General features: G+C 71.8%; 18 protein-coding genes. 8 read left to right on the top strand and 10 right to left on the bottom strand.

Annotated elements, in window-relative coordinates:
• Positions 1-6: 6 nt before the first annotated feature.
• The gene (locus FAF44_RS17320; RefSeq protein ID WP_237104204.1) at positions 7-1,134 is read right to left on the bottom strand and encodes an acyl-CoA dehydrogenase family protein; all 1,128 of its coding nucleotides are present in this window, start codon (positions 1,132-1,134) and stop codon (positions 7-9) included.
• The gene (locus FAF44_RS17315; RefSeq protein ID WP_237104203.1) at positions 1,121-1,642 is read right to left on the bottom strand and encodes a flavin reductase family protein; all 522 of its coding nucleotides are present in this window, start codon (positions 1,640-1,642) and stop codon (positions 1,121-1,123) included. The genes FAF44_RS17320 and FAF44_RS17315 overlap by 14 nt, the downstream gene beginning before the upstream one ends.
• 234 nt (positions 1,643-1,876) lie before the next feature.
• On the opposite strand from FAF44_RS17315, the gene FAF44_RS17310 reads away from it, so the two are divergent.
• The 5 genes from FAF44_RS17310 to FAF44_RS17290 all read left to right on the top strand — a co-directional run bounded on the left by FAF44_RS17310 (position 1,877) and on the right by FAF44_RS17290 (position 6,732).
• Positions 1,877-3,040, top strand: coding sequence for an acetyl-CoA acetyltransferase (locus FAF44_RS17310; RefSeq protein ID WP_237104202.1), 1,164 nt, complete (start codon positions 1,877-1,879; stop codon positions 3,038-3,040).
• Positions 3,040-3,474 (top strand): Zn-ribbon domain-containing OB-fold protein, encoded by a 435-nt coding sequence (locus FAF44_RS17305; RefSeq protein WP_237104201.1) that lies wholly within the window; start codon positions 3,040-3,042, stop codon positions 3,472-3,474. Before FAF44_RS17310 ends, FAF44_RS17305 begins: the two co-directional genes overlap by 1 nt.
• 821 nt (positions 3,475-4,295) lie before the next feature.
• Positions 4,296-5,033: a GntR family transcriptional regulator gene (locus FAF44_RS17300; protein WP_237104200.1), complete on the top strand. Its 738-nt coding sequence runs from the start codon at positions 4,296-4,298 to the stop codon at positions 5,031-5,033.
• 204 nt (positions 5,034-5,237) lie between these two features.
• A complete protein-coding gene (locus FAF44_RS17295; protein WP_237104199.1) occupies positions 5,238-5,885 on the top strand; it encodes a GNAT family N-acetyltransferase in 648 nt (215 codons plus the stop codon).
• Between the two features lie 166 nt (positions 5,886-6,051).
• On the top strand, positions 6,052-6,732 hold the full coding sequence (locus FAF44_RS17290; protein WP_237104198.1) for a copper homeostasis protein CutC: 681 nt from the start codon (positions 6,052-6,054) through the stop codon (positions 6,730-6,732).
• Between the two features lie 50 nt (positions 6,733-6,782).
• Here the strand turns inward: FAF44_RS17290 and FAF44_RS17285 are convergent, their stop codons facing one another.
• The 7 genes from FAF44_RS17285 to FAF44_RS17255 all read right to left on the bottom strand — a co-directional run bounded on the left by FAF44_RS17285 (position 6,783) and on the right by FAF44_RS17255 (position 14,518).
• Positions 6,783-7,730, bottom strand: coding sequence for a hypothetical protein (locus FAF44_RS17285; protein ID WP_237104197.1), 948 nt, complete (start codon positions 7,728-7,730; stop codon positions 6,783-6,785).
• 46 nt (positions 7,731-7,776) lie between these two features.
• Positions 7,777-8,169 (bottom strand): peptidase inhibitor family I36 protein, encoded by a 393-nt coding sequence (locus FAF44_RS17280; protein WP_237104196.1) that lies wholly within the window; start codon positions 8,167-8,169, stop codon positions 7,777-7,779.
• 103 nt (positions 8,170-8,272) lie between these two features.
• Entirely contained in the window at positions 8,273-9,415 is a 1,143-nt protein-coding gene (locus FAF44_RS17275; RefSeq protein WP_237104195.1) for an aldolase, read from the bottom strand.
• Positions 9,399-10,700, bottom strand: coding sequence for an FAD-dependent oxidoreductase (locus tag FAF44_RS17270; protein ID WP_237104194.1), 1,302 nt, complete (start codon positions 10,698-10,700; stop codon positions 9,399-9,401). The genes FAF44_RS17275 and FAF44_RS17270 overlap by 17 nt, the downstream gene beginning before the upstream one ends.
• A gap of 173 nt (positions 10,701-10,873) precedes the next feature.
• On the bottom strand, positions 10,874-12,376 hold the full coding sequence (locus FAF44_RS17265) for an AMP-binding protein (protein ID WP_237104193.1): 1,503 nt from the start codon (positions 12,374-12,376) through the stop codon (positions 10,874-10,876).
• 13 nt (positions 12,377-12,389) lie between these two features.
• A complete protein-coding gene (locus tag FAF44_RS17260) occupies positions 12,390-13,448 on the bottom strand; it encodes a hypothetical protein (RefSeq protein WP_237104192.1) in 1,059 nt (352 codons plus the stop codon).
• Positions 13,448-14,518, bottom strand: coding sequence for an LLM class flavin-dependent oxidoreductase (locus FAF44_RS17255; protein ID WP_237104191.1), 1,071 nt, complete (start codon positions 14,516-14,518; stop codon positions 13,448-13,450). The genes FAF44_RS17260 and FAF44_RS17255 overlap by 1 nt, the downstream gene beginning before the upstream one ends.
• A gap of 94 nt (positions 14,519-14,612) precedes the next feature.
• On the opposite strand from FAF44_RS17255, the gene FAF44_RS17250 reads away from it, so the two are divergent.
• Positions 14,613-15,095 carry a hypothetical protein gene (locus tag FAF44_RS17250; protein ID WP_237104190.1) on the top strand — a complete coding sequence of 161 codons (483 nt, stop codon included), beginning with the start codon at positions 14,613-14,615 and terminating at the stop codon, positions 15,093-15,095.
• A 54-nt stretch (positions 15,096-15,149) separates the two neighbouring features.
• On the opposite strand, the gene FAF44_RS17245 is transcribed toward FAF44_RS17250, so the two are convergent.
• The gene (locus FAF44_RS17245; protein WP_237104189.1) at positions 15,150-16,091 is read right to left on the bottom strand and encodes an acyl-CoA dehydrogenase family protein; all 942 of its coding nucleotides are present in this window, start codon (positions 16,089-16,091) and stop codon (positions 15,150-15,152) included.
• Between the two features lie 132 nt (positions 16,092-16,223).
• On the opposite strand from FAF44_RS17245, the gene FAF44_RS17240 reads away from it, so the two are divergent.
• Both FAF44_RS17240 and FAF44_RS17235 read left to right on the top strand, forming a co-directional pair.
• Entirely contained in the window at positions 16,224-16,895 is a 672-nt protein-coding gene (locus FAF44_RS17240; RefSeq protein WP_237104188.1) for a hypothetical protein, read from the top strand.
• A gap of 113 nt (positions 16,896-17,008) precedes the next feature.
• Entirely contained in the window at positions 17,009-18,751 is a 1,743-nt protein-coding gene (locus FAF44_RS17235; RefSeq protein ID WP_237104187.1) for a proline--tRNA ligase, read from the top strand.
• Positions 18,752-18,781 lie beyond the last annotated feature (30 nt).

Raw genomic sequence — 18,781 nt, 5'->3', positions numbered from 1 at the left:
CTCCAATCAGCGGGGGAGTCCCAGGGTGCGCTCGGCGATGATGTTGCGCTGGATTTCGCTGGAACCGGCGTAGATCGTGTCCGCGCGGCTGAAGAGGTAGAGCCGCTGCAACTCGCCGAGCCCGCCGTCGCCGTCGGTGACCAGCCCGGACCTGCCCTGTACGGCCTGCGCCAGCTCGCCCAGCCTGCGGTGCCACTCCGACCAGTACAGCTTGGCGATCGACGCCTCGGGCCCGGGGTCGGGGCGCAGTGTGCGCAGCGCGTTGAGCCGCATGATCTCCAGCTCCAGCCACGCCCTGACGATGCGGTCGCGCAGCACGGGGTCCTCGGCCGCGCCGGTCCGCTTCGCGGTCTCGACGACCTTGGCCAGCTCCCGCCGGAACCCGATCTGCTGCCCCAGCGTGGACACGCCGCGCTCGTGGCCGAGTGTGGTCATGGCGACCCGCCAGCCGTCGCCCGGGGCCCCGAGGATGTTGCCGGCCGCGGTCCTGGCGCCGTCGAAGAACACCTCGTTGAACTCGGAGGTCCCGGTGAGCTGCACGATCGGCCGCACCTCGATCCCCGGCCGCCGCATGGGGACCAGCAGGTACGACAGCCCGTGATGGCGCCGCGAGCCCTCCTCGGTGCGGCACAACACGAAGCACCAGTCGGCCAGGTGGGCGAGCGACGTCCACACCTTCTGCCCGGTGATCACCCACTCGCCGCCCTCCAGGCGGGCCCTGGTCCGGACGTTGGCCAGGTCGGAGCCGGCCTCCGGCTCGGAGTAGCCCTGGCACCACAGTTCCTCGCCGCGCCGGATGGGCGGCAGGAAACGGTGTTTCTGCTCGTCGGTGCCGCACTGGAGGATGGTCGGGCCGATGAGGCCCTCGCCGATGAGGCCCACCCGGGCGGGGGCGTCGGCCCTGGCGTACTCCTCGTGGAAGGCGACCTGGTCGTCGATGGAGGCGGCGCGACCGCCGAATCGTTCGGGCCAGCCCAGGCAGGTCCAGCGGTGCCGGCCCAGGTGGCGTTCCCACGCCAGGCGCACCTCGTGGCCCTCGTGCTCGCGCCCCGGGCCGCCCAGGCCCCTGGCGCCGGCGAACTCGCCGCTCAGGCTGTCCTCCAGCCAGGTCCTCGCCTCCTCACGAAGGCTCAACGAACCCCCCGTAGCCACCGCGGAAGAACACCAGCGGGCCGCCATCGGCGTGCGTGTCGAGCCGCAGCACCCGGGCCACCACGATGACGTGGTCGCCGGCCGGGTGCTCGGCCTCGACGGCGCAGTCGAGCCAGGCCAGCGCGCCTTCGAGCACCGGGTTGCCGCCGGGGGATTCGGTCCACTCCAGGCCGGCGAACTTGTCGCCGCCTTTGGCGGCCAACTGCGCGCACACGGACTGCTGGTGCTCGGCCAGCACGTTGACGGTGAGCGCCTTGGCGCCGCGCAGCTTGGGCCAGCTCGTGCTGGTGTAGGCGACGCAGAAGGCCACCAGGGGCGGGTCCAGCGAGACGGAGGTGAAGGAGTTGGCCGCCAGCCCGCACGGCAGGCCGTCCAGGGGATCGACGGCGGTGATCGCGACCACCCCGGTTGCGAACCTGCCGAGCACCTGCCGGAAGCGGAGGCTGTCGGGACGGCCGTTCTGGCCTGGCTGGAAGTGCCCCGTCGGCATGGTGGCTCCGTTGCGAATCCTGCTGCGCTGAGGGGACGTCGGAAGGCCGCGACAGCCGTCCGGCGAGATGAGCCGGGCAGCGTGTGTGCTCATGGTCTGCCTCCTCGATCCGCCGACTGCGCCTATCATACCAAGCGCTTGCTTGGACGGTAGGGGGAAGCGGCGAAAGGTGTCAAGTGGTGTCCCCCGGCCTCGCGTTGACAGGCCGGAAAGGCCATGCCTACCGTGCCGAATATGCCCAAGCGCTTGCTTGAATTCCGGGACCGCGCCGCGATCGCCGGCGTCGGCTACACCCCCTTCACCAAGGACTCCGGCGTCAGCACCCTGACCCTGGCCTGCCGCGCCGTGCTCGCCGCGCTGGAGGACGCCGGGCTCACCCCCGACGACCTGGACGGCCTGGCCACCCACCGGGTGGGCGACTCGGCCCCGCCCACCCTGGTCGGCCCCGCGCTCGGGCTGGCCGACCTGTCCTGGCACCTCGACCAGTTCGGCGGCGGCAGCGTGTCGCACGCGGTCGTCGGCCAGGCCGCGCTGGCGGTGGCCGCGGGCCTGGCGGAGACCGTCGTGTGCTACCGGGCCGTCAACGCGCGCTCGGAGTTCCGCATGGGCGGCACCGGACGGGGCGTCCCGGTCAGCCCGGAGACGCAGTACCAGGCCCCGTACGGGTACGTCGCGCCGCCCCAGCAGTTCGCCATGTACGCCCGCGCCCACATGCTGCGCTACGGCACCACGGCCGAACAGTTCGGCACGCTGGCGGTCACCCAGCGGGCCAACGCCGCCAAGAACCCGCGCGCCCTCATGCGCGCCCCCATCACCCTTGACGACTACCTGGCCAGCAGGTGGATCGCCGAGCCGTTCCGCCTCCTGGACTGCTGCCTGGAGACCGACGGGGCCTGCGCCGTGGTCGTCACCACGGCCGAGCGGGCTCGCTCGCTGCGCCGCCACCCGGTGCTCGTCTCGGCGGCGGCGTGGGGCGGCGGCACCTCCCACCTGTCCTGCCCGGACCCCACCGTGACGGCCGCCGCCGCCCTGGCCCCCCGCCTGTACGCCCAGGCCGGGCTCGGGCCGCAGGACATCGACGTGGCCGAGCTGTACGACTGCTTCACGTACTCGGTGATCGTGCAGCTCGAGGACTACGGCTTCTGCCCCAAGGGCGAGGGCGGCCCGTACGTGGCGTCGGGGGCCACGGCCCCGGACGGCGCGCTCCCCGTCAACACGCACGGGGGTTTCCTGTCGGAGGGCTACGTGCACGGCGTCAACCACATCGCGGAGGCGGTCTCGCAGCTCAGGGGCGATGCCGGGGACCGGCAGGTGCCGGGCGCCGAGGTGGCGCTGTCCACATCGCAGCCGGGCTACATCCTGCCCGCCACGTCCGCGCTGATCCTGAGGAGGGCCTGATGGCCGCCTACCGTCCGGAGCCCGACCGCGACTCGCGCGCCTGGTGGGAGCGGGTCGCCAGGCGGGAGTTCGCGGTGCAGGAGTGCGAGTCCTGCGGCACGCTCCGGTTCCCGCCGCGGGCGTTCTGCGCGGCCTGCCGTACGGAGGGGTGGCGCTGGCGGGAGATCGCCCCCGAGGGGGCGATCGAGAGCTGGATCGTCAGCCATCGTTCCTTCGCGCCGGGCCGGCACGATCCATACCCAGTGGTAATGGTCCGCCTGACGGCGGTACCCGGCTGCCTCGTGTACGGCAACTGGCGCGGGGAGCGCCCGCCGGAGGCGGGGGAGCCGGTACGGGCGGTGTTCACGCAGGTGGACGCGGAGCTGACGCTGATCGACTGGATGCCGGAAAGCTCCACGCCCGCTCGTTCCGGGGAAAATCAGGCCAATTGTTGACCTTGTCCGGAAAATTCTATTCGTACCCGTAAATCCCACCGGTCCCACCCTTACCAAGGGGCTCACAGGTTTGGCCCCCAGGGTCGATGATTGGGGCAGCAGACGTCGTCGTTGTGGACGGGGCTCATCCCCGGCCGGACTTGGTGGCAGATGTGAGTGGTGCGGATGCGGCGTCGAACACGACCACGAGGTCGCGGAGCCCGCCCGCGCGCGACGAGAAAAGCCCCCATCGGGAGATGGAGGCGGGTGATGGCCGGTCCTCGGAGGAAAACGCGTCCTGGCGGGCGTGGGGGACCCGCCAGGACGCGCTTCCTGCCCCGTGTGCGACGGGCCAGGACTCCGGCGAGGGATGGAGTCCTAGACCGTTGACTCGCACACGGAGTCGATGGGGGAGCACGAAGGCCCCTGCTGCCGGCGACGTGCGATGCGTCGAGCCGTACCGACCGGGTCATCGATGCGGTGCGTGACGGAGGCGCCACCCTTCTTGTTCCAGACAGGGGATCCGTCGTCGCGCAACGCGGTCAGTTCAGTCGACACCGAGTGCTCGGAGACGCCGTTGCTCTGGTAGGTGTGGGTGATCGCTTCACCAAGCAACACGTAACGCAGTAAACGGGTTGCTTCGCGAGGGTCATGCCAGGGCAGGTATGGCGTACCCGTGCGGACCGGCGACACTGGCCTTCACCCCCTCACCGGCCTTTAGATGGATTTGTACCAACGAATGGATGATGGGCCGGTGGAGGTGGTTCGGTCAAGGGGTTGTGGCCTGCTAGAACCAGATCGTCTAAATTGTTGGAACAAAAGGGGTGAAAGTGGCAAGGTCGGTGCTGTATCAGCAGGTGGCTTCGGAGTTGCGACGGGCCATCTACTCGGGTGTCCTCGGCCCCGGGGCGCAGCTGCCGACCGAGGCGCAGCTCATGGAAGACCATGGGGTGAGCAGGAACACGGTGAGGCTGGCTCTCGGCGAACTCGTCAACGAGGGGCTGGTCACGCGCACGCCGCGGCGCGGCACCGTGGTCAGAGACCGTCGGCCGCTGCTGATCTATCCGCAGCGGGAACTTGAGCCGCAACCCAGCGGGGAGTTGCGCGAGGCGTTCGCCTACGCCGTCGCGCAGGAAGGCCGCGCCCCCAGCCAGTACATCGAGGTGCTGACGGTGTCTCCCGTCGAGGAGATCGCCAGCAGGCTGGAACTGGCGGACGGCGAATTGTCGGTGGTGAGACGCCGTCTGCGGTTCGTGGACGGGCAGCCGTACAACACCAACGATTCCTACTTCCCCCGCGATCTGGTTGCCGACTCGGAGATCGCCAGGCCCGGTGACATCGCGAGAGGGGCGAACCGGGTGCTGGAGGAGTTGGGTCATGCCCAGGTGCGCGTCGTCGACGACATCTGGGCGCGCATGCCCAACCAGGAGGAGGCCGAGCGCCTCCAGCTTGAACTCGGAACACCAGTCATGGTGTACGTCCGAGTGGGGTACGACGGGGCGGACATGCCTGTGCGTGTCGCCGTGTCGGTGTTGCCAGCCGACAAACATCTGATCAGATACGAACTCGATCGCCGCTGACGAGTTCGTGGGTGAAGGGGTGATCCCGCCGGCCGGGCGCAGCGAGAAATAAGCCGCCTCGCTGGCCATGGGGAGTCGTGCATACTCCCCTAAATCGCCATTTATCCGTCTATGTCTGGATAATGCCTTCTTTCGCGCGCGTGCGACAACGCGCCATCACGCTGTGCGCGCGTGCGGACACCCAATGCTTCGAAGGGTCGACCTATGCACACCAATGCCCTCAGCACCCTCAGCACCTTCAGCGACCTCGGCACCCTCAGCCCCCTGTTCCATCCGCTCTCGCTGCGCCGGGCGGAACCCGCGGACCTGCCCGGCGTGCTCACCCTGCTCGCCGACGCGTCCGAATGGCTGCACTCGCGCGGCGTGCGGCAATGGCCCCGCGGGGGTTTCGGCCCCGAACGGATCGAGCCGCTCATCGAGGAGCGGACCCTGTTCCTCCTGGACGACGAGCTCAGATACCTCGACCCCGACGAATCGGCGCCGCCGGTGGCCACCATCGCCCTCGACGAGCACGCGGACCCGGAGTTCTGGACCCCCGCCGACGCCCCGGGAGCGGCGCTCTACGTCCACAAGCTGGCCGTCGCGCGCCCGTGGGCCGGTTCCGGCATCGGGGACGCCCTCCTCGGCTGGGCCTGCGCCTCGGCCTACCTGACGGGCCTGCCGTACCTGCGTCTCGACTGCGCCAAGACCAACCTGCGCCTGCAGGCGTACTACGCCCAGCGCGGCTTCCGCCACCTGCGCACCGTGGACCTGCCGCACCGGGCGTCGGGAGCGCTGTTCCAGCGTCCGTCGGAGGATGTGCCGACCCTGGCCTTCCGTGATCTCACGATCGCCGAGCTGATCAGCGTCTGACCGTCCCGTCCGGGTCCGGCCCCTTGCTCGGGCCGGGCCCGGACGAGCGGGCGTTCGGCCGTGACGTGCGACGACGCCCGCTGTGCCGGGCCTTCCGGGTCCGAGGATCCTGGGAGCACTCCTCTTTCTGGCACAAGTGGGTAAAGCGCCCTATAACCTCTCCTGCATGACCGGATCCCTGCTGGAGGTGATCGCGCTCAACGTGCGCGACGCCGTGGCCGCAGAACAGGGCGGAGCCGACCGCCTGGAGGTCGTGGCAGACATGGCGGCCGACGGACTGACGCCCGCCCCGGAGACGGTCGCCGCGATCGCCGCCGAATGCCCTCTCCCCCAGATGGTGATGCTGCGCTGCGACGCGAACTTCGCCGCCGACCCCCATGTCGTCGAACGCCTCCGCCAGGACGCCAAGGCGCTGAAACAGGCCGGGGCGGCCGGGTTCGTGTTCGGCTTCCTCGACAGCGCCGGAGCCGTCGACCTGACGGCCACTGAGGCGCTCATCCACGCGGTCTCCCCGCTGCCGTGGACGTTCCACCGCGCCGTCGATCACGCCGCCGACGTCCAGGCGGCCTGGCGGGCCGTGCGGCTGCTGCCGAACCTGGCCACCGTGCTCACCTCGGGCGCCTCCACCGGCGTCGGGGACGGCCTGCCCGTGCTGAAGACCCGCGCCGACGCCGGCGACGGCTCGATCGTGCTGGCCGGCGGCGGCCTGCGTCCCGCGCACGTGCCGGCCCTGCTCGACTTCGGCATCCGTGCCTTCCACGTCGGCTCGGCCGTGCGCGGAAGCTGGGCCGACCCGGTCGAGTGGCGCCTGGTACGCCAGTGGCGCGCCCTCGTCGAACGCGACTGAGCGGGTGCCGGCGCGCCTGACCGGGGCGGACGATCCGACCTGGCGGTCGCTCAACCGCGCGGTGCGATCCCGCTGCCGATGACCTGCTGGGCCGCGCGCAGTTCGACGTCGCGGGCCTGCCGGAACCGGTCGAAGTCGCCGCGGTGGGCGGCGATCGCGTCGAGCTGGACGGCCCGGTCGGCGGCGGACCAGGCGGCGACCAACCCGGTCGTCCGCTTGCAGCCGACGTCGGCGTCCGCCACGGCGATCTCCCGGGGCGAAGCCTGGCCGGAGCGTCCCCAGGCCGGGTCGCCGGCGGCGTCGAGGGGCGTGCGGTAGGCGTACCCCTTGGCCTGCATGCATCCGCTCCACGCGCCGAACACCGTGACGACGGCGGGCACCCGCTGGGACGCCTCGAAGGTCTCGCCGATGAAGCCGTTCAGGCGCTGCCGGTCGGCCTCGGGGAGGCCCCGCGCCAGTCGCGAACGGGCGGTGCGCCGGCAGCCGCCCTGGCCGTCGGGCCCGTACGCCGCGCGCCGTACGGCCGGGCGCAGCGCCTCCCGCCGTCGCCACACCTGCTCGCGCGCCTGCTGGTCAGGAGACAGGGGCGGCAGGTGGTAGCCGTAGCGCCTGGCCACCTCGGGCTCGATCACCCCGTAGCGCCTGCGGTGCACCGGGTCGGTGTCGGTGCGCTCGCGTGGCGGCAGCAGCTCCCAGTCGAAGCCGGAGGCGCGCATGCACGCGCGGGTGAGCAGGTCTTCGGCGTACTCGATCGTGTGGATGTCGAGGCGGGACAGGACGAAGTCGTCGAGCGGGACGCGAAGGCCGCGAGCCTCCGCGCTCGCCTCGGGGGCCTTTTCGGCCTCCGGTGTATGTGCACACCCGGCGAGCAGCGCCAGAGCGGCGACGACCACCAGACAGGCCCGGTGGGGCGGACGGGTGCCGGGGGCGGGACGGCAACGAGCGGCGCGGGAGAGACGTGCCGACCGGAAGGCGCCGGCAGACCGGGGAGTCCGCATGGCCTGCCTCCTGGTGGTGTCTCGCGGGATGCCGCCCCGCCGCCCGCTAGATCACGAAACGGACTGAGCTGGCGACGTTGTCGAAGTTGGCCGGGTTGTGGCTGTTGTGGGTCAGGTCACTGTCGGAGGAATGGGCGAGCGCGGAGTAGGCGGCACCGGTGTAGTTGGCGTCGGAGTACATCACCGCGCGCTGGTCGCCCTGGTTCTTGAACGAGCTGATGTTGTCGTTGATGCTCGCCCCGGTGCCGGACCAGTAGTTGTTCACGAAGTTGGAGTCGTTGGCCGTCAGGTGCGCCGAGCGGCCCTTGTAGTCGTCGTGCTCGTACACGTAGAGCGAGCGGGCTGCCCGCGCTTGCGCGTCCGCCGGGGCTCCTGCCACGAGCAGGCTGGAGATCCCGAGCACCGCGACACCGGCGGCCGTACCGAACCTGTGCTTCATACGCTCTCCCTGCGTGTAGGCTCTCGTCACGCTCAGCATAGTCAAGATAACGCAAAGTAGCAGCCCGGCCGCGAAAGTTCGCGGGAGCCGCCGGCCATGAGGGTCAGGGGAGAGCGGCCTCGGCGCGGCGCAGGGCGGCCGCCAGGGTGCGGATCGTGGCGGGCTCGTCCATCACGCCGTCCGCGGCCGGGCGGCGCTCCTGCCAGGCCAGCACCCGTTCCCGGTAGGAGTCGTAGCGCGCCAGGTGGAAGGCGTAGACGGTGGCGAACCGGCTCACCAGGTGCGACGGGTGCATGTCCCATCCCTGGTAGTAGCCGTGCCGCAGCGAGTGGCGGACCAACTCGGCGTGCCGCCGCCACAGCGCGTGCACGTCGGCCGCGCCGCCTGAGGCCGGCGCGGCCGCCAGCGACCCGTCGGACAGCTCCACCCCCGTCCCGGCGAACGCCGTCTGCATGACGTGCCGGGCGTGGTCGCAGGCCGGATGGTCGAGCCGCTGCTCGTGCGGGGGCAGCCCGAGCGCGGCCGTGTAGTCGAAGACCCCGAAGTGCGCCGCCGCCAGCCGCCCGCCCAGCGACTCGTTCAGGTCGGCGCGCAGGAACGGCAGCGTCTGCGGGGCCTCCACCTGCATCTCGAAGCGCAGCCGCACGCCCAGCTCCGCCTCCAGTTCGGCGAGCACGTCCGCGAACTGCCGGAGATACCCCTCCATCAGCACTTTTGGCAGGGTTACCGTGAACCCGCCGGGCAACTCCCCGGTCCGCTCCACCACCCCGGTCAGGAACCCGTGCAGGGTGCGCACCGACCGCTCGGGATCGCCGTCGGCGAACGACTTCACCCGAGGCCCCCACCGCCGTGGCAGCGTCCCGGCCGCGTGCATCGCGGCGACCGCCGTGGCGGCCTGCGCCACGTGGCCGTCCTCGACGTGGCCGGGACGCGTGCCGTAGCCGTCCTCGAAGTCGACGCGCAGGTCCTCCACCGGCTGGGCCGACAGCTTGCGCGCCACCGCCTCGTGCACGACGCCGGCCAGCCCGGACGGCACGTCGAAGACCTCCGCCACCTCCTCGGGCCCGGCCAGATGCTCCTTGAGCGCCGACAGCGCCTGCCCGCCCCACTCGGCGACCGTGCGGGCGGAGAAGCGGTCGGCGGGCACGTACACGGTGTGGACGGGCTGCCAGCCGGGCGCCGTCTCGGGATAGCGGGCCCGCTGGACCCGGTACGTCTCGGCGAAGCCCTCAGGGACGGCAGGCACGGAGCATGGCCTCCAGACCGGAGATCTTGACCCGCTGGCCCCGGTTGAGCGACTGGGCGAGCTCGGCCTCGGCCGTCTCGATGGCCAGCCACTCGGCGTACGTGATCGGCCGCACCCCGCGGGAGGCGAACAGCGCGTCGATGGCGCCGGAGCCGGCCGGCGGCCGGTCGCCGAGGTCGGCGAGGAGCGTGCGGACGGTCTCCGCGGCGTCAGACTTGTTGGTGCCGATCACCCCGGTGGGCCCGCGCTTGAGCCAGCCCGCCACGTACTCGCGGTCGCGCACCCGGCCGGCCTCGTTCGGGACGGTCATGGTGCGCTCCGAGAACGGCACCCCGGGCAGCGGCACGCTCTGGTAGCCGACCGAGCGCAGCACCATGCCGACCGGCAGCGTCTCGTACTCGCCGGTGCCGCTCACGCGGCCGTCCTCCGACAGCCTGGTGCGTTCGAGCCTGAGCCCCTCGACCCGGTCGGCGCCGAGGATCTCGACGGGCCGCATCCAGAAGCGCACGTCGAGACGGCGCGGGCGGCCCTCCGGCGGGCGGTCGGACCACTCCTGGAGCACCTTGATGTTGCCCTGCACCTGGCGCGGGAAGCCGCCGCCCAGGACCACGGCCTCGTCGCGGCGCACGCACACGTCGGCGTTGGCCAGCTCGCCCAGCTCGCGCAGCTCCTTCAGGGTGAACTTGGCGTGCTCGGGGCCGCGCCGCCCGATCATGTGGATGGCCTTGACCTGGCTCTCGCCGAGCCGCTGGAGCACCTCGTGCGGCACGTCGGTGGCGCGCAACTCCTCGGACGTCTTGGCCAGCACGCGCACGACGTCGACGGCCACGTTGCCGACCCCGATCACGGCCACCTCGGAGGTGTCCAGCCGGAACCGGCCGGGATCGACGTCGGGATGGCCGCAGTACCAGTTCACGAAGTCGGTCGCGGCCACGCTGCCCGGCAGGTCCTCGCCGGGGATGCCGAGCTTCCTGTCGACCATCGCGCCCGTGCAGTAGACCACCGCGTCGTAGGCGCCGAGCAGGTCGTCCACCGACACGTCGGAGCCGAGTGTGACGCCGCCGAGGAAGCGGACCTCGGGCAGCTCCAGCACCTTGCGCAGGTAGTTCGCGATCGACTTGATCGAGGTGTGATCGGGCGCCACGCCGTACCTGACCAGCCCGTACGGGGTCGGCAGGCGTTCGATGACATCGACCTGGACCGGCTGGTCCGCCTGCTTGACCAGCGCCTCAGCCGTGTAGATGCCGGCCGGGCCCGATCCGATGATCGCCACGTGCAACGTCACGCCGCCTCCCAACGCCGGTCTTCGAGTGACACGTCCCACTAGATGTAACCGGCCAGTGTGATCGATGTATCCCCGATCGCCGGTGCGGATGAACCCGTCCCTGGCGAGCACCGCATGATCGGTGCTCATGCCAACGTAACCCGTCGGCATGGTCTCCGGGTGGAACGCTGCCGCTAGCGGCGGCGCAGGACGGTCTTGTCCACCTTGCCGTTGGCGTTGGTCGGCAGGGAATCCAGGACGATGATCCGCTTGGGCACCTTGTATCCGGACATGTTGCCGCGCGCCCACGCCAGCAGCGCCTCCGGATCGGCCGCCAGGCCCGGCCTGGGCACGACGTAGGCGAGCCCCGCCTCGCCCGACACCGCGTCCGGCACGCCCACGACGGCAGCCTGGGCCAGCGAGCCCTCGCGCAGCAGCAGCGACTCGACCTCGGCGGGGGAGACGTTGAACCCGTTGACGATGTACAGGTCCTTCTTGCGGTCCACGATGGCCAGGTTGCCCGCCTCGTCGAGCACGCCGACGTCGCCGGTGTGCAGCCAGCCGTCGGAGTCGATCACCTCGGCGGTACGGGCCGGATCCTCCCAGTAGCCGCGCATCACGCCGTAGCCGCGCTGCAGGACCTCGCCGCGCTCGCCGGGCGCGACCGGCTCGCCGTCGTCGTCCACCACCTTCACCTCGATGCCGGGGACGGTCCTGCCGGTCGTGTTCGCGATCACGTCGATGGGGTCGCCCGCCCTGGTCATGGAGACGACCGTGCCCTCCATGAGCCCGTACGCGTTGATCATGCGCTCCAGCCCGACGCGCTCGGCCAGCCGGGTGATCAGGCGAGCCGGTACGGCGGCGGCCCCGCAGATGGCCACCCGCAGGGACGACACGTCCCAGGAGCCCCTGGTGTCACGGTCGAGCTCGTCCAGCAGCCGGTGGAACAGCGTGGGCGGCCCGGCCAGCACCGTGGCCCGCTCGTCGGAGACCAGCGACATCAGCGCGTCCGGCGTGAAGACCGGGATCGGGATCATCGTGGCCCGGCGCAGCACGCAGGCGACCAGCCCGGCGTTCAGCCCGAACCCGTGGCTGAACGGCGCGATCACCGGATAGCGGTCGTGCTCGCCCAGGGTGACGATCTCCGACCAGTCCCAGTAGCCGCGCAGCACCTGGGAGTGGTCGATCATCACGCCCTTGGGCGTGCCGGTGGTGCCGGAGGTGGACATGATCTCGCACAGGTCGTCCGGCCGCACGTCGAGCGCCCGCCGTTCGGCCCCGGGCGCCGCGGCGTCCGGCACCTCGGGGCCGACGTGCCGGAGCCCCGCGATGGGGGGCAGCAGCGCGGCGAGCCCGGCCTCGGCGATCAGCACCCGCGCGCCGGTCTTCTCGATGAGCTGGGCCGCCTCGATGCCCTTGTAGCGGGACGACAGCGGCACGAGCACCGCCCCCGCGTCCCAGATCCCGAACGCGTTCACCACCCAGCGCGCCGAGTTCGGCCCCCACAGCACGACCCGGTCGCCCGGCCGGACGCCCAGGGCGATGAGGCCGCGCGCGGTCGTCGCCGCCGCCTCCCTCAGTCCGGCCAGCGTCAGCCGCGAGCCCGAGGGGTCGGCGACGACGACCGTACCGGGGTGGCGTTCGGCCTGGTCGCGCAGCATGCGGGGGAGCGTCCCCCAGTCCGGAGCCGATCCCATCGGCTGCCCCTTCTCAGGTGATGAGCGCTCTGTCCCTGCCGAGGTGGTGGCCGCGCAGGTCGGTCACGACGCCGGGCGCGGGCGTCTCGGCGACCTCCTGGGCGACCTCGACGGCGATCGACACGGGGGTCAGCGCCCGGACGGCCTGCTCGATCCTGGCCTTCCACATCGGGTTGCCGACCAGGCTCGGCCGGGCGAACCGCACCGTGAGCGCGGCCGTGTCCAGCGTCCCCTGGCGGCCGATCGTCAGCTCCCAGCCCGCCACCCCGTCAATCCTGGACAGCGCCTTCTCCACCCGCGCCAGCGCCAGCCACACGCCTCTGACCAGCACGTGGTCGCCCACGGTGTGGACGGGCGCGGGGACGCCCCGTCCGTCGCCGAGCCCGACGAGCCCGGTCCTGAGCACGGCGTCGCCGAGCGTCGAGTGCGCGGACGGGGTCACGACCAGTTCGGCCGGGCCGGAGCCCGCGGCGGGGGCGTCCTTGTCCAGGGCCGCCGGCCCCAGCAGGCCGTCCGCGAGCGGCGTGAGCGGGTCCTCCTCGGCCGCCCGCCAGGCCAGCGCGCCGCCGCCGAACGGGCTGGACAGCACCTCCGTGACCTGGGCGCCGAACTCGCCCGCCAGGTGCGCCATCGTGCGCTTGGAGGCGATCTCGCCGGTCAGCACGATGGTCCTGAGTCCGAGATCCAGCGGGTCCAGCAGGAACTCCAGATGCAGGCGGGCCAGCAGGTCCATCGCGCCCGTGGGCGTGGCGACCAGCGTGGTGGCCTTCAGCGCGGACAGCGCGTGGTGCAGCCGCATCCGGCCGCGCGGCCCCACGCAGGCGCCCGCCTCGGCCACGTCCGCCGCGGCGGCGGCCCACAGCGCCCCGGCCGGCTCGGCGAGGGCCACCACGACACGGTCGCGCCCGCCGACGCCCGTCTCCCGCAGCGCCGCCCCGGTCAGCTCCGCGGCGATCGCGCGGTCGCCGGGGGACAGCGGGAAGACGCTGGAGACGTCGGGGGAGACCAGCAGCAGCCCGGTGGCCGAGCCCGCGCCCGCCCCGAGATCGTCCCGGGTGAGCCAGGCCGTCATCAACGCACCACGTCCTTCATGAACAGTGAGATCGACTCGCACACCCGCTCGTGCGCCAGCCCGCCCACCTGCGCCTGGATGATCAGGTCGGTCGCGCCCGCCTCGGTGATCCTGGCCAGGGCCTTGCGCGAGCCCTCGACGTCGTCCACGACCACCATGAGGTGCTCGCGGAGCGTGGCCATCGCCTCGTCGGAGGGCAGCCCCGCGGCGAGTTGCCCGAGCACGCGGTGGGTGGCGTGGCGGGCGTCGTAGTAGTCGGGCGGGGTGACGAGGTTGACCTGACGGCGGATGTACCACAGGACGGGGTCGGCCGCCGTGGTGTTGGCCTCGTCGCGGGTGGGGGCGACGTACCAGGGGATCATGAGCGCGACGCGCCGGGTGGCGGGGTCGAAGCCGTGCTCGGCCAGGCACTCCCGGTATCTCGCGATGTCGGCGGCGACGTCGTCGATGCCCTTGAGCATGGTCATGCCGAGCAGGTTGTACCCGTGCCGGGCGGCGGCCAGGTAGCCCTCCAGCGAGGTGGAGGCCACCCACACCGGGGGATGGGGCACCTGGGCCGGCCGGGGGTAGACGGCGACGTCGGGGATCTCGAAGAACTCGTTCGACCGGCTGACCGGCTCTCCGTCGGCCCGCCAGATGGCCAGCGTGGCCTCCAGCGAGTCCTCCCAGATCTGCCGCGACTTCTCGAACGGCCGCTGGAACGCCTGGTACTCCAGTGGTGAGGCGCCCCGTCCGGTGCCGAAGTCGACCCGCCCGCCGCTCAGGACGTCCAGGGTGGCGACGCGCTCGGCCGTGCGGATCGGGGACTGGAACGGCAACAGCACGACCCCGAGCCCCAGGCGGATGCGCTCGGTGCGCTGGGAGATGGCGGCCAGGACCAGATCGGGGGCGGAGGAGTGGGAGAAACCCCTGGTGAAGTGGTGTTCCACGAACCAGGCGGCCTCGCAGCCCAGCCGGTCTCCCAGCACGACCTGGTCGATCACGTTACGGAACGCCTGCTGCTCGACCTCGCGGGTACGCCCGCGGACCTCCAGTTCGTATCCCAGGCTGATCCGTAGGGACGACGTCATCGCGCCTCCGGCGAAGTAGGGAACCAAGCGCTCGCTTGGTAGAGCGTATCAGCGGCAAAGACTTGCGGGAAGGGCGCGACGGCGATCAGAGTGGATGTCTGTGAAGCGAAAGCACGCGTTGCGGCGGCCGAACAGCGGCATGGTCCCGGACCAAGGCGACGAACTCTCGCTCACCAGCGCCCGAAGATACGAGGCGTTCGGGCGCGTGATGGCCGCGCTGGCGGCCGACGCCGAGTTCATCGAGTCGTGCCGCGACCTGACCTGGTGGCGCGGCTCCGACCATAGCTGGCACATCGAGTGGCGCGACGGGCCGTACGCGTCCGAGGCGGCGGCGCTCCTCGCCGAGCAGGTCCGCGACCCCGGCTACGAGGGCTCCCTCGTCACCCAGGCCGGTCCGGGCAGCGCGGGATCGGCGGTGCTCGACGTGATGGGCGTGCGCTTCGAGCTGCGCGCGATCGACCCGATGGGACGCGCCACCGTCCGGGCCAGGCCCGGCCTGTGGCGGCTGGCCGAGGCCCTCGACACCACCCGCCGCACCAACACCCGACACCCCTGGGAAGAGCTCCTGGGCGGCTGACCCTGCGTCGGGCCGTGCGCCGGGTCGGGGCGTCGGACCGGAGTGGCCGGGGCGTCAGGCCGGGCCGAAGACGTGGGGGGCGAGCCGGGCGCGATGGGCCTGCGGGGGGCCGAAGAGCTGCGCGTCCGAGGTGGCCCGCTTGAGGTACCGGTGCGCGGGATGCTCCCAGGTGATCCCGATCCCCCCGTGCACCTGGATGTTCTCTCCCGCCGCCGTCAGATACGCCTCCGTGCAGTACGACCCGGCGATCGCCGCCGCCGCCTCGCCGCCGCCCGCCGCCCCGGCCGCCGCCGACCGCGCCGACTCCACCAGCAGCAGCAGGTCCGCCAGCCGGTGCTTGATGGCCTGGAAGGAGCCGATGGGCCGGCCGAACTGGTGCCGCCGCCCGGCGTGCTCCACCGCCATCTCCAGGCACCGCTGCGCCCCGCCCACCTGCTCGGCCGCCAGCGCCGCGATCCCGAGGTCGCGCACGCGGCTCCACCCCGTTCCGTCGCCCAGCCGCCGCACGGGGGTGTCGTGGAAGTCGAGCCGCTGCAACGGCCGGCTCTCGTCCATCGTCGCGTACGGCGTCCGCCGCGCCGGCACGGCCTCGACCAGCGTCCCGCCGGCGTAGACGAGCACCAGCTCCCCTTCCAGCGCGTACGGCGCCACCCCGGTGAGCCGGTCCCCGTCGAGGCGCAGGTCTCCGTCCCCCGGCAGGACCACGGTCGCGACGGCCCCGCCCGCCAGCCTCTCCAGCAGCTCGCCGGCGCCGCAGGACCGAGCCGCCTCGACCGCCATGACCGCCGACTGCAGGAAGGGGTGGGGCGACAGGGCCCGCCCCAGCTCCTCGGCCACGGCGGTCAGCTCGGCCGCCCCGCAGCCCGCGCCGCCCCGTTCCTCGGGGACGAGCAGCCCGGCGGCCCCCACGTCCCGCGCGAACGCCTGCCAGGAGGCGCCGGGGCGGCCGGCCAGATAGTCGCGGACGACGGCGCGAAGCTCCTCGGCGAGTGCCACGCGCTGATCATAACCAAGCGATTGCTCGGTTTGGCACGGAGATGACCGAAATTTGCCTTTTTGGGATGGATACATAATCTGTAGGTGGTCATCCCCATACATTTCCAGGGCGGGGTTGACCAGGGACTGAACATGAACCACACCACCATCGACTACGCCGACTTCGCCGAATACGACCGGCGGCAGCGCGCGATCGAACGCCATTTGCTGGCGGCCTTCCTCGGAGGACTGGTCGTCGGTCTGGTCGGCATGCTCATCTCCGGCAACGCCCCCGCGTGGGTGGGCCAGATCTACGACCCGTACGCCTATCACGCCCTGTCCCTGGCCGTCGGCGCGACCGCGTCGGGGTTCGGCTGGGCGCTGCTGACGACGTTCCTGGCGACGGTGTCCTCGCTGGTCGCCGCCCTGGGCGCGGGCGCGGTGCGCGGCCACGACGCCTTCGAGGTGATCGGCGGCAGCGCCGCCGGGCTCAACTGGACGCTCGCCCTGCTCGTGGGCCTGGGCCTGCTGGCCTACGCCACCCGGCGGGACGACGGCTGGGGCGACCTGGCGGCGGGCGCGGTCGGCGCGGTCCTGATCGCGGACGTGGTGGACCGGGCGACGCCGGGCTTCATCGGCAGCGAGCAGGCGTTCTGGCCGGGCCCGGCCACGGCGGTCGGGCTGGCGTCCGTGGCGCTGGTGCTCGCGCTGCGCAAGAACGCGCGCGGGCGGTTGCGCGCGCTGATGGTCTCGGTGATCGTCGCGGGGGTGTTCACGGCCTGCCTGGCCGCCTTCGTCACCGGCTGGTTCCCCGTGGCCGTCTGATCACCGGACGGAACGACCGGCGACGCGGCCCTGCGGGGATAAGCCCGAGCGCGGGGCTCCCCCGACTCGATAGCCTGTAATCCTTCACGTCCGGGTTCGAGCAAGGAGTAGCCGTGTCGCTGCGCATGTCGTCGTTGTTTCTTCGCACCCTGCGGGACGACCCGGCAGACGCGGAAGTGCCGAGCCACAAGCTCCTCGTCCGCGCCGGCTACGTCCGCCGCGTCGCGCCCGGCATCTACTCCTGGCTGCCCCTCGGCAAAATGGTCCTGGAGAACGTCGCGAAGGTCGTCCGCGAGGAGATGAACCGCATGGGCGGCCAGGAAGTGCTCTTCCCCGCCCTGCTGCCCCGCGAATACTACGAGCCCACCGGCCGCTGGACCGAATACGGCGACACGCTCTTCCGGCTGCAAGATCGAAAAGGCGTCGACTATCTTCTCGGCCCCACGCACGAGGAACTCTTCACCGACATGGTGAAGGGCGAATACTCCTCGTACAAGGACTATCCGGTCGTCCTTTACCAAATTCAGACGAAATATCGCGACGAGGCCCGGCCCAGGGCCGGCATCCTGCGGGGCCGCGAGTTCCTCATGAAGGACTCCTACTCCTTCGACCTCGACGACGACGGGCTCAAGCACTCCTACGAGCGCCACCGCGACGCCTACATCAGGATCTTCGACCGCCTCGGCATCGACTACAAGATCGTCTTCGCCCAGTCGGGCGCGATGGGCGGCTCGGCGTCCGAGGAGTTCCTGGCCCCCACGCCCACCGGCGAGGACACGTTCGTCGCCTGCCGCTCCTGCGGCTACGCGGCCAACGCCGAGGCCGTCGTCACCCCCGCCCCCGCGGCCGTCTCCGGCGAGACGCCCGCGCAGCGGGTGATGGACACCCCCGGCACCCCGACCATCGACAGCCTTGTCTCCTACGTCAACGAGCACCACGGCCTGTCCATCACCGCCGCCGACACGCTCAAGAACGTCGTCGTCAAGGTCTCCACGCCCGGCTCCGACAAGACCGAGACGCTGATCATCGGCGTGCCCGGCGACCGCGAGGTCGACTTCAAGCGCCTGGAGGCGTCGCTGGCCCCCGGCGAGCCCGCCATCTTCGAGGCCGCCGACTTCGCCAACCACCCCGGCCTCGTCCGCGGCTACATCGGCCCGCAGATCCTGCGCGAGCTCGGCATCCGCTACCTCGTCGATCCCAGGGTCGTCACCGGCACGTCCTGGGTGACCGGCGCCAACGAGCCCGGCAAGCACGCCGCCAACGTCGTCGCGGGCCGCGACTTCACCCCCGACGGCACCATCGAGGCCGCCGAGGTGCGCGCCGGCGACGCCTGCCCCCGCTGCGGCTCCGAGCTGTCCATCGACCGGGGCATCGAGATCGGCCACATCTTCCAGCTCGGCCGCAAGTACGCCGACGCCGCCGGCCTCGACGCGCTGGGCCCCGACGGCAAGCCCATCCGCATCACCATGGGCTCCTACGGCGTCGGCGTCTCCCGCGCCGTGGCGGTCATCGCCGAGCAGGCGCACGACCCGCTCGGGCTCGTGTGGCCGCGCGAGGTCGCGCCCGCCGACGTGCACATCGTCGGCACCGGCAAGGACAACCAGATCGAGGCCGCCCTGGAACTGGGCGCCGAACTGGAGTCGCGCGGCCTGCGGGTCCTGGTGGACGACCGCGCGCAGGTCTCGCCCGGCGTGAAGTTCAAGGACGCCGAACTGCTCGGCCTGCCGACGATCGTGGTCGTCGGGCGCGGGCTGTCGCAGGGCGTGGTCGAACTGCGCGACCGGGTCTCCGGGGAGAAGTCGGAGATCCCGCTCGCCGAGGCCGCCGACCGCATCATGGCCGCCACCCGCGCCTGACCCCGCCGCTCAGGCCCTCGCGCCACCCCG

Source organism: Nonomuraea sp. MG754425, from assembly GCF_021699195.1.
Classification (GTDB): Bacteria; Actinomycetota; Actinomycetes; order Streptosporangiales; family Streptosporangiaceae; genus Nonomuraea.
Note: the sequence above shows the minus strand (reverse complement) of the source record. Positions and strands in the feature narration are given on the sequence as shown.

Bases quoted from the DNA above. Each gene is read 5' to 3' on its own strand.
- FAF44_RS17255 (WP_237104191.1), bottom strand. From the start codon at position 14,518: ATGACGTCGTCCCTACGGATCAGCCTGGGATACGAACTGGAGGTCCGC.
- FAF44_RS17310 (WP_237104202.1), top strand. From the start codon at position 1,877: ATGCCCAAGCGCTTGCTTGAATTCCGGGACCGCGCCGCGATCGCCGGC.
- FAF44_RS17240 (WP_237104188.1), top strand. From the start codon at position 16,224: ATGAACCACACCACCATCGACTACGCCGACTTCGCCGAATACGACCGG.
- FAF44_RS17280 (WP_237104196.1), bottom strand. From the start codon at position 8,169: ATGAAGCACAGGTTCGGTACGGCCGCCGGTGTCGCGGTGCTCGGGATC.
- FAF44_RS17265 (WP_237104193.1), bottom strand. From the start codon at position 12,376: ATGGGATCGGCTCCGGACTGGGGGACGCTCCCCCGCATGCTGCGCGAC.
- FAF44_RS17260 (WP_237104192.1), bottom strand. From the start codon at position 13,448: ATGACGGCCTGGCTCACCCGGGACGATCTCGGGGCGGGCGCGGGCTCG.
- FAF44_RS17290 (WP_237104198.1), top strand. From the start codon at position 6,052: ATGACCGGATCCCTGCTGGAGGTGATCGCGCTCAACGTGCGCGACGCC.
- FAF44_RS17285 (WP_237104197.1), bottom strand. From the start codon at position 7,730: ATGCGGACTCCCCGGTCTGCCGGCGCCTTCCGGTCGGCACGTCTCTCC.
- FAF44_RS17315 (WP_237104203.1), bottom strand. From the start codon at position 1,642: ATGCCGACGGGGCACTTCCAGCCAGGCCAGAACGGCCGTCCCGACAGC.
- FAF44_RS17295 (WP_237104199.1), top strand. From the start codon at position 5,238: ATGCACACCAATGCCCTCAGCACCCTCAGCACCTTCAGCGACCTCGGC.
- FAF44_RS17305 (WP_237104201.1), top strand. From the start codon at position 3,040: ATGGCCGCCTACCGTCCGGAGCCCGACCGCGACTCGCGCGCCTGGTGG.
- FAF44_RS17250 (WP_237104190.1), top strand. From the start codon at position 14,613: ATGTCTGTGAAGCGAAAGCACGCGTTGCGGCGGCCGAACAGCGGCATG.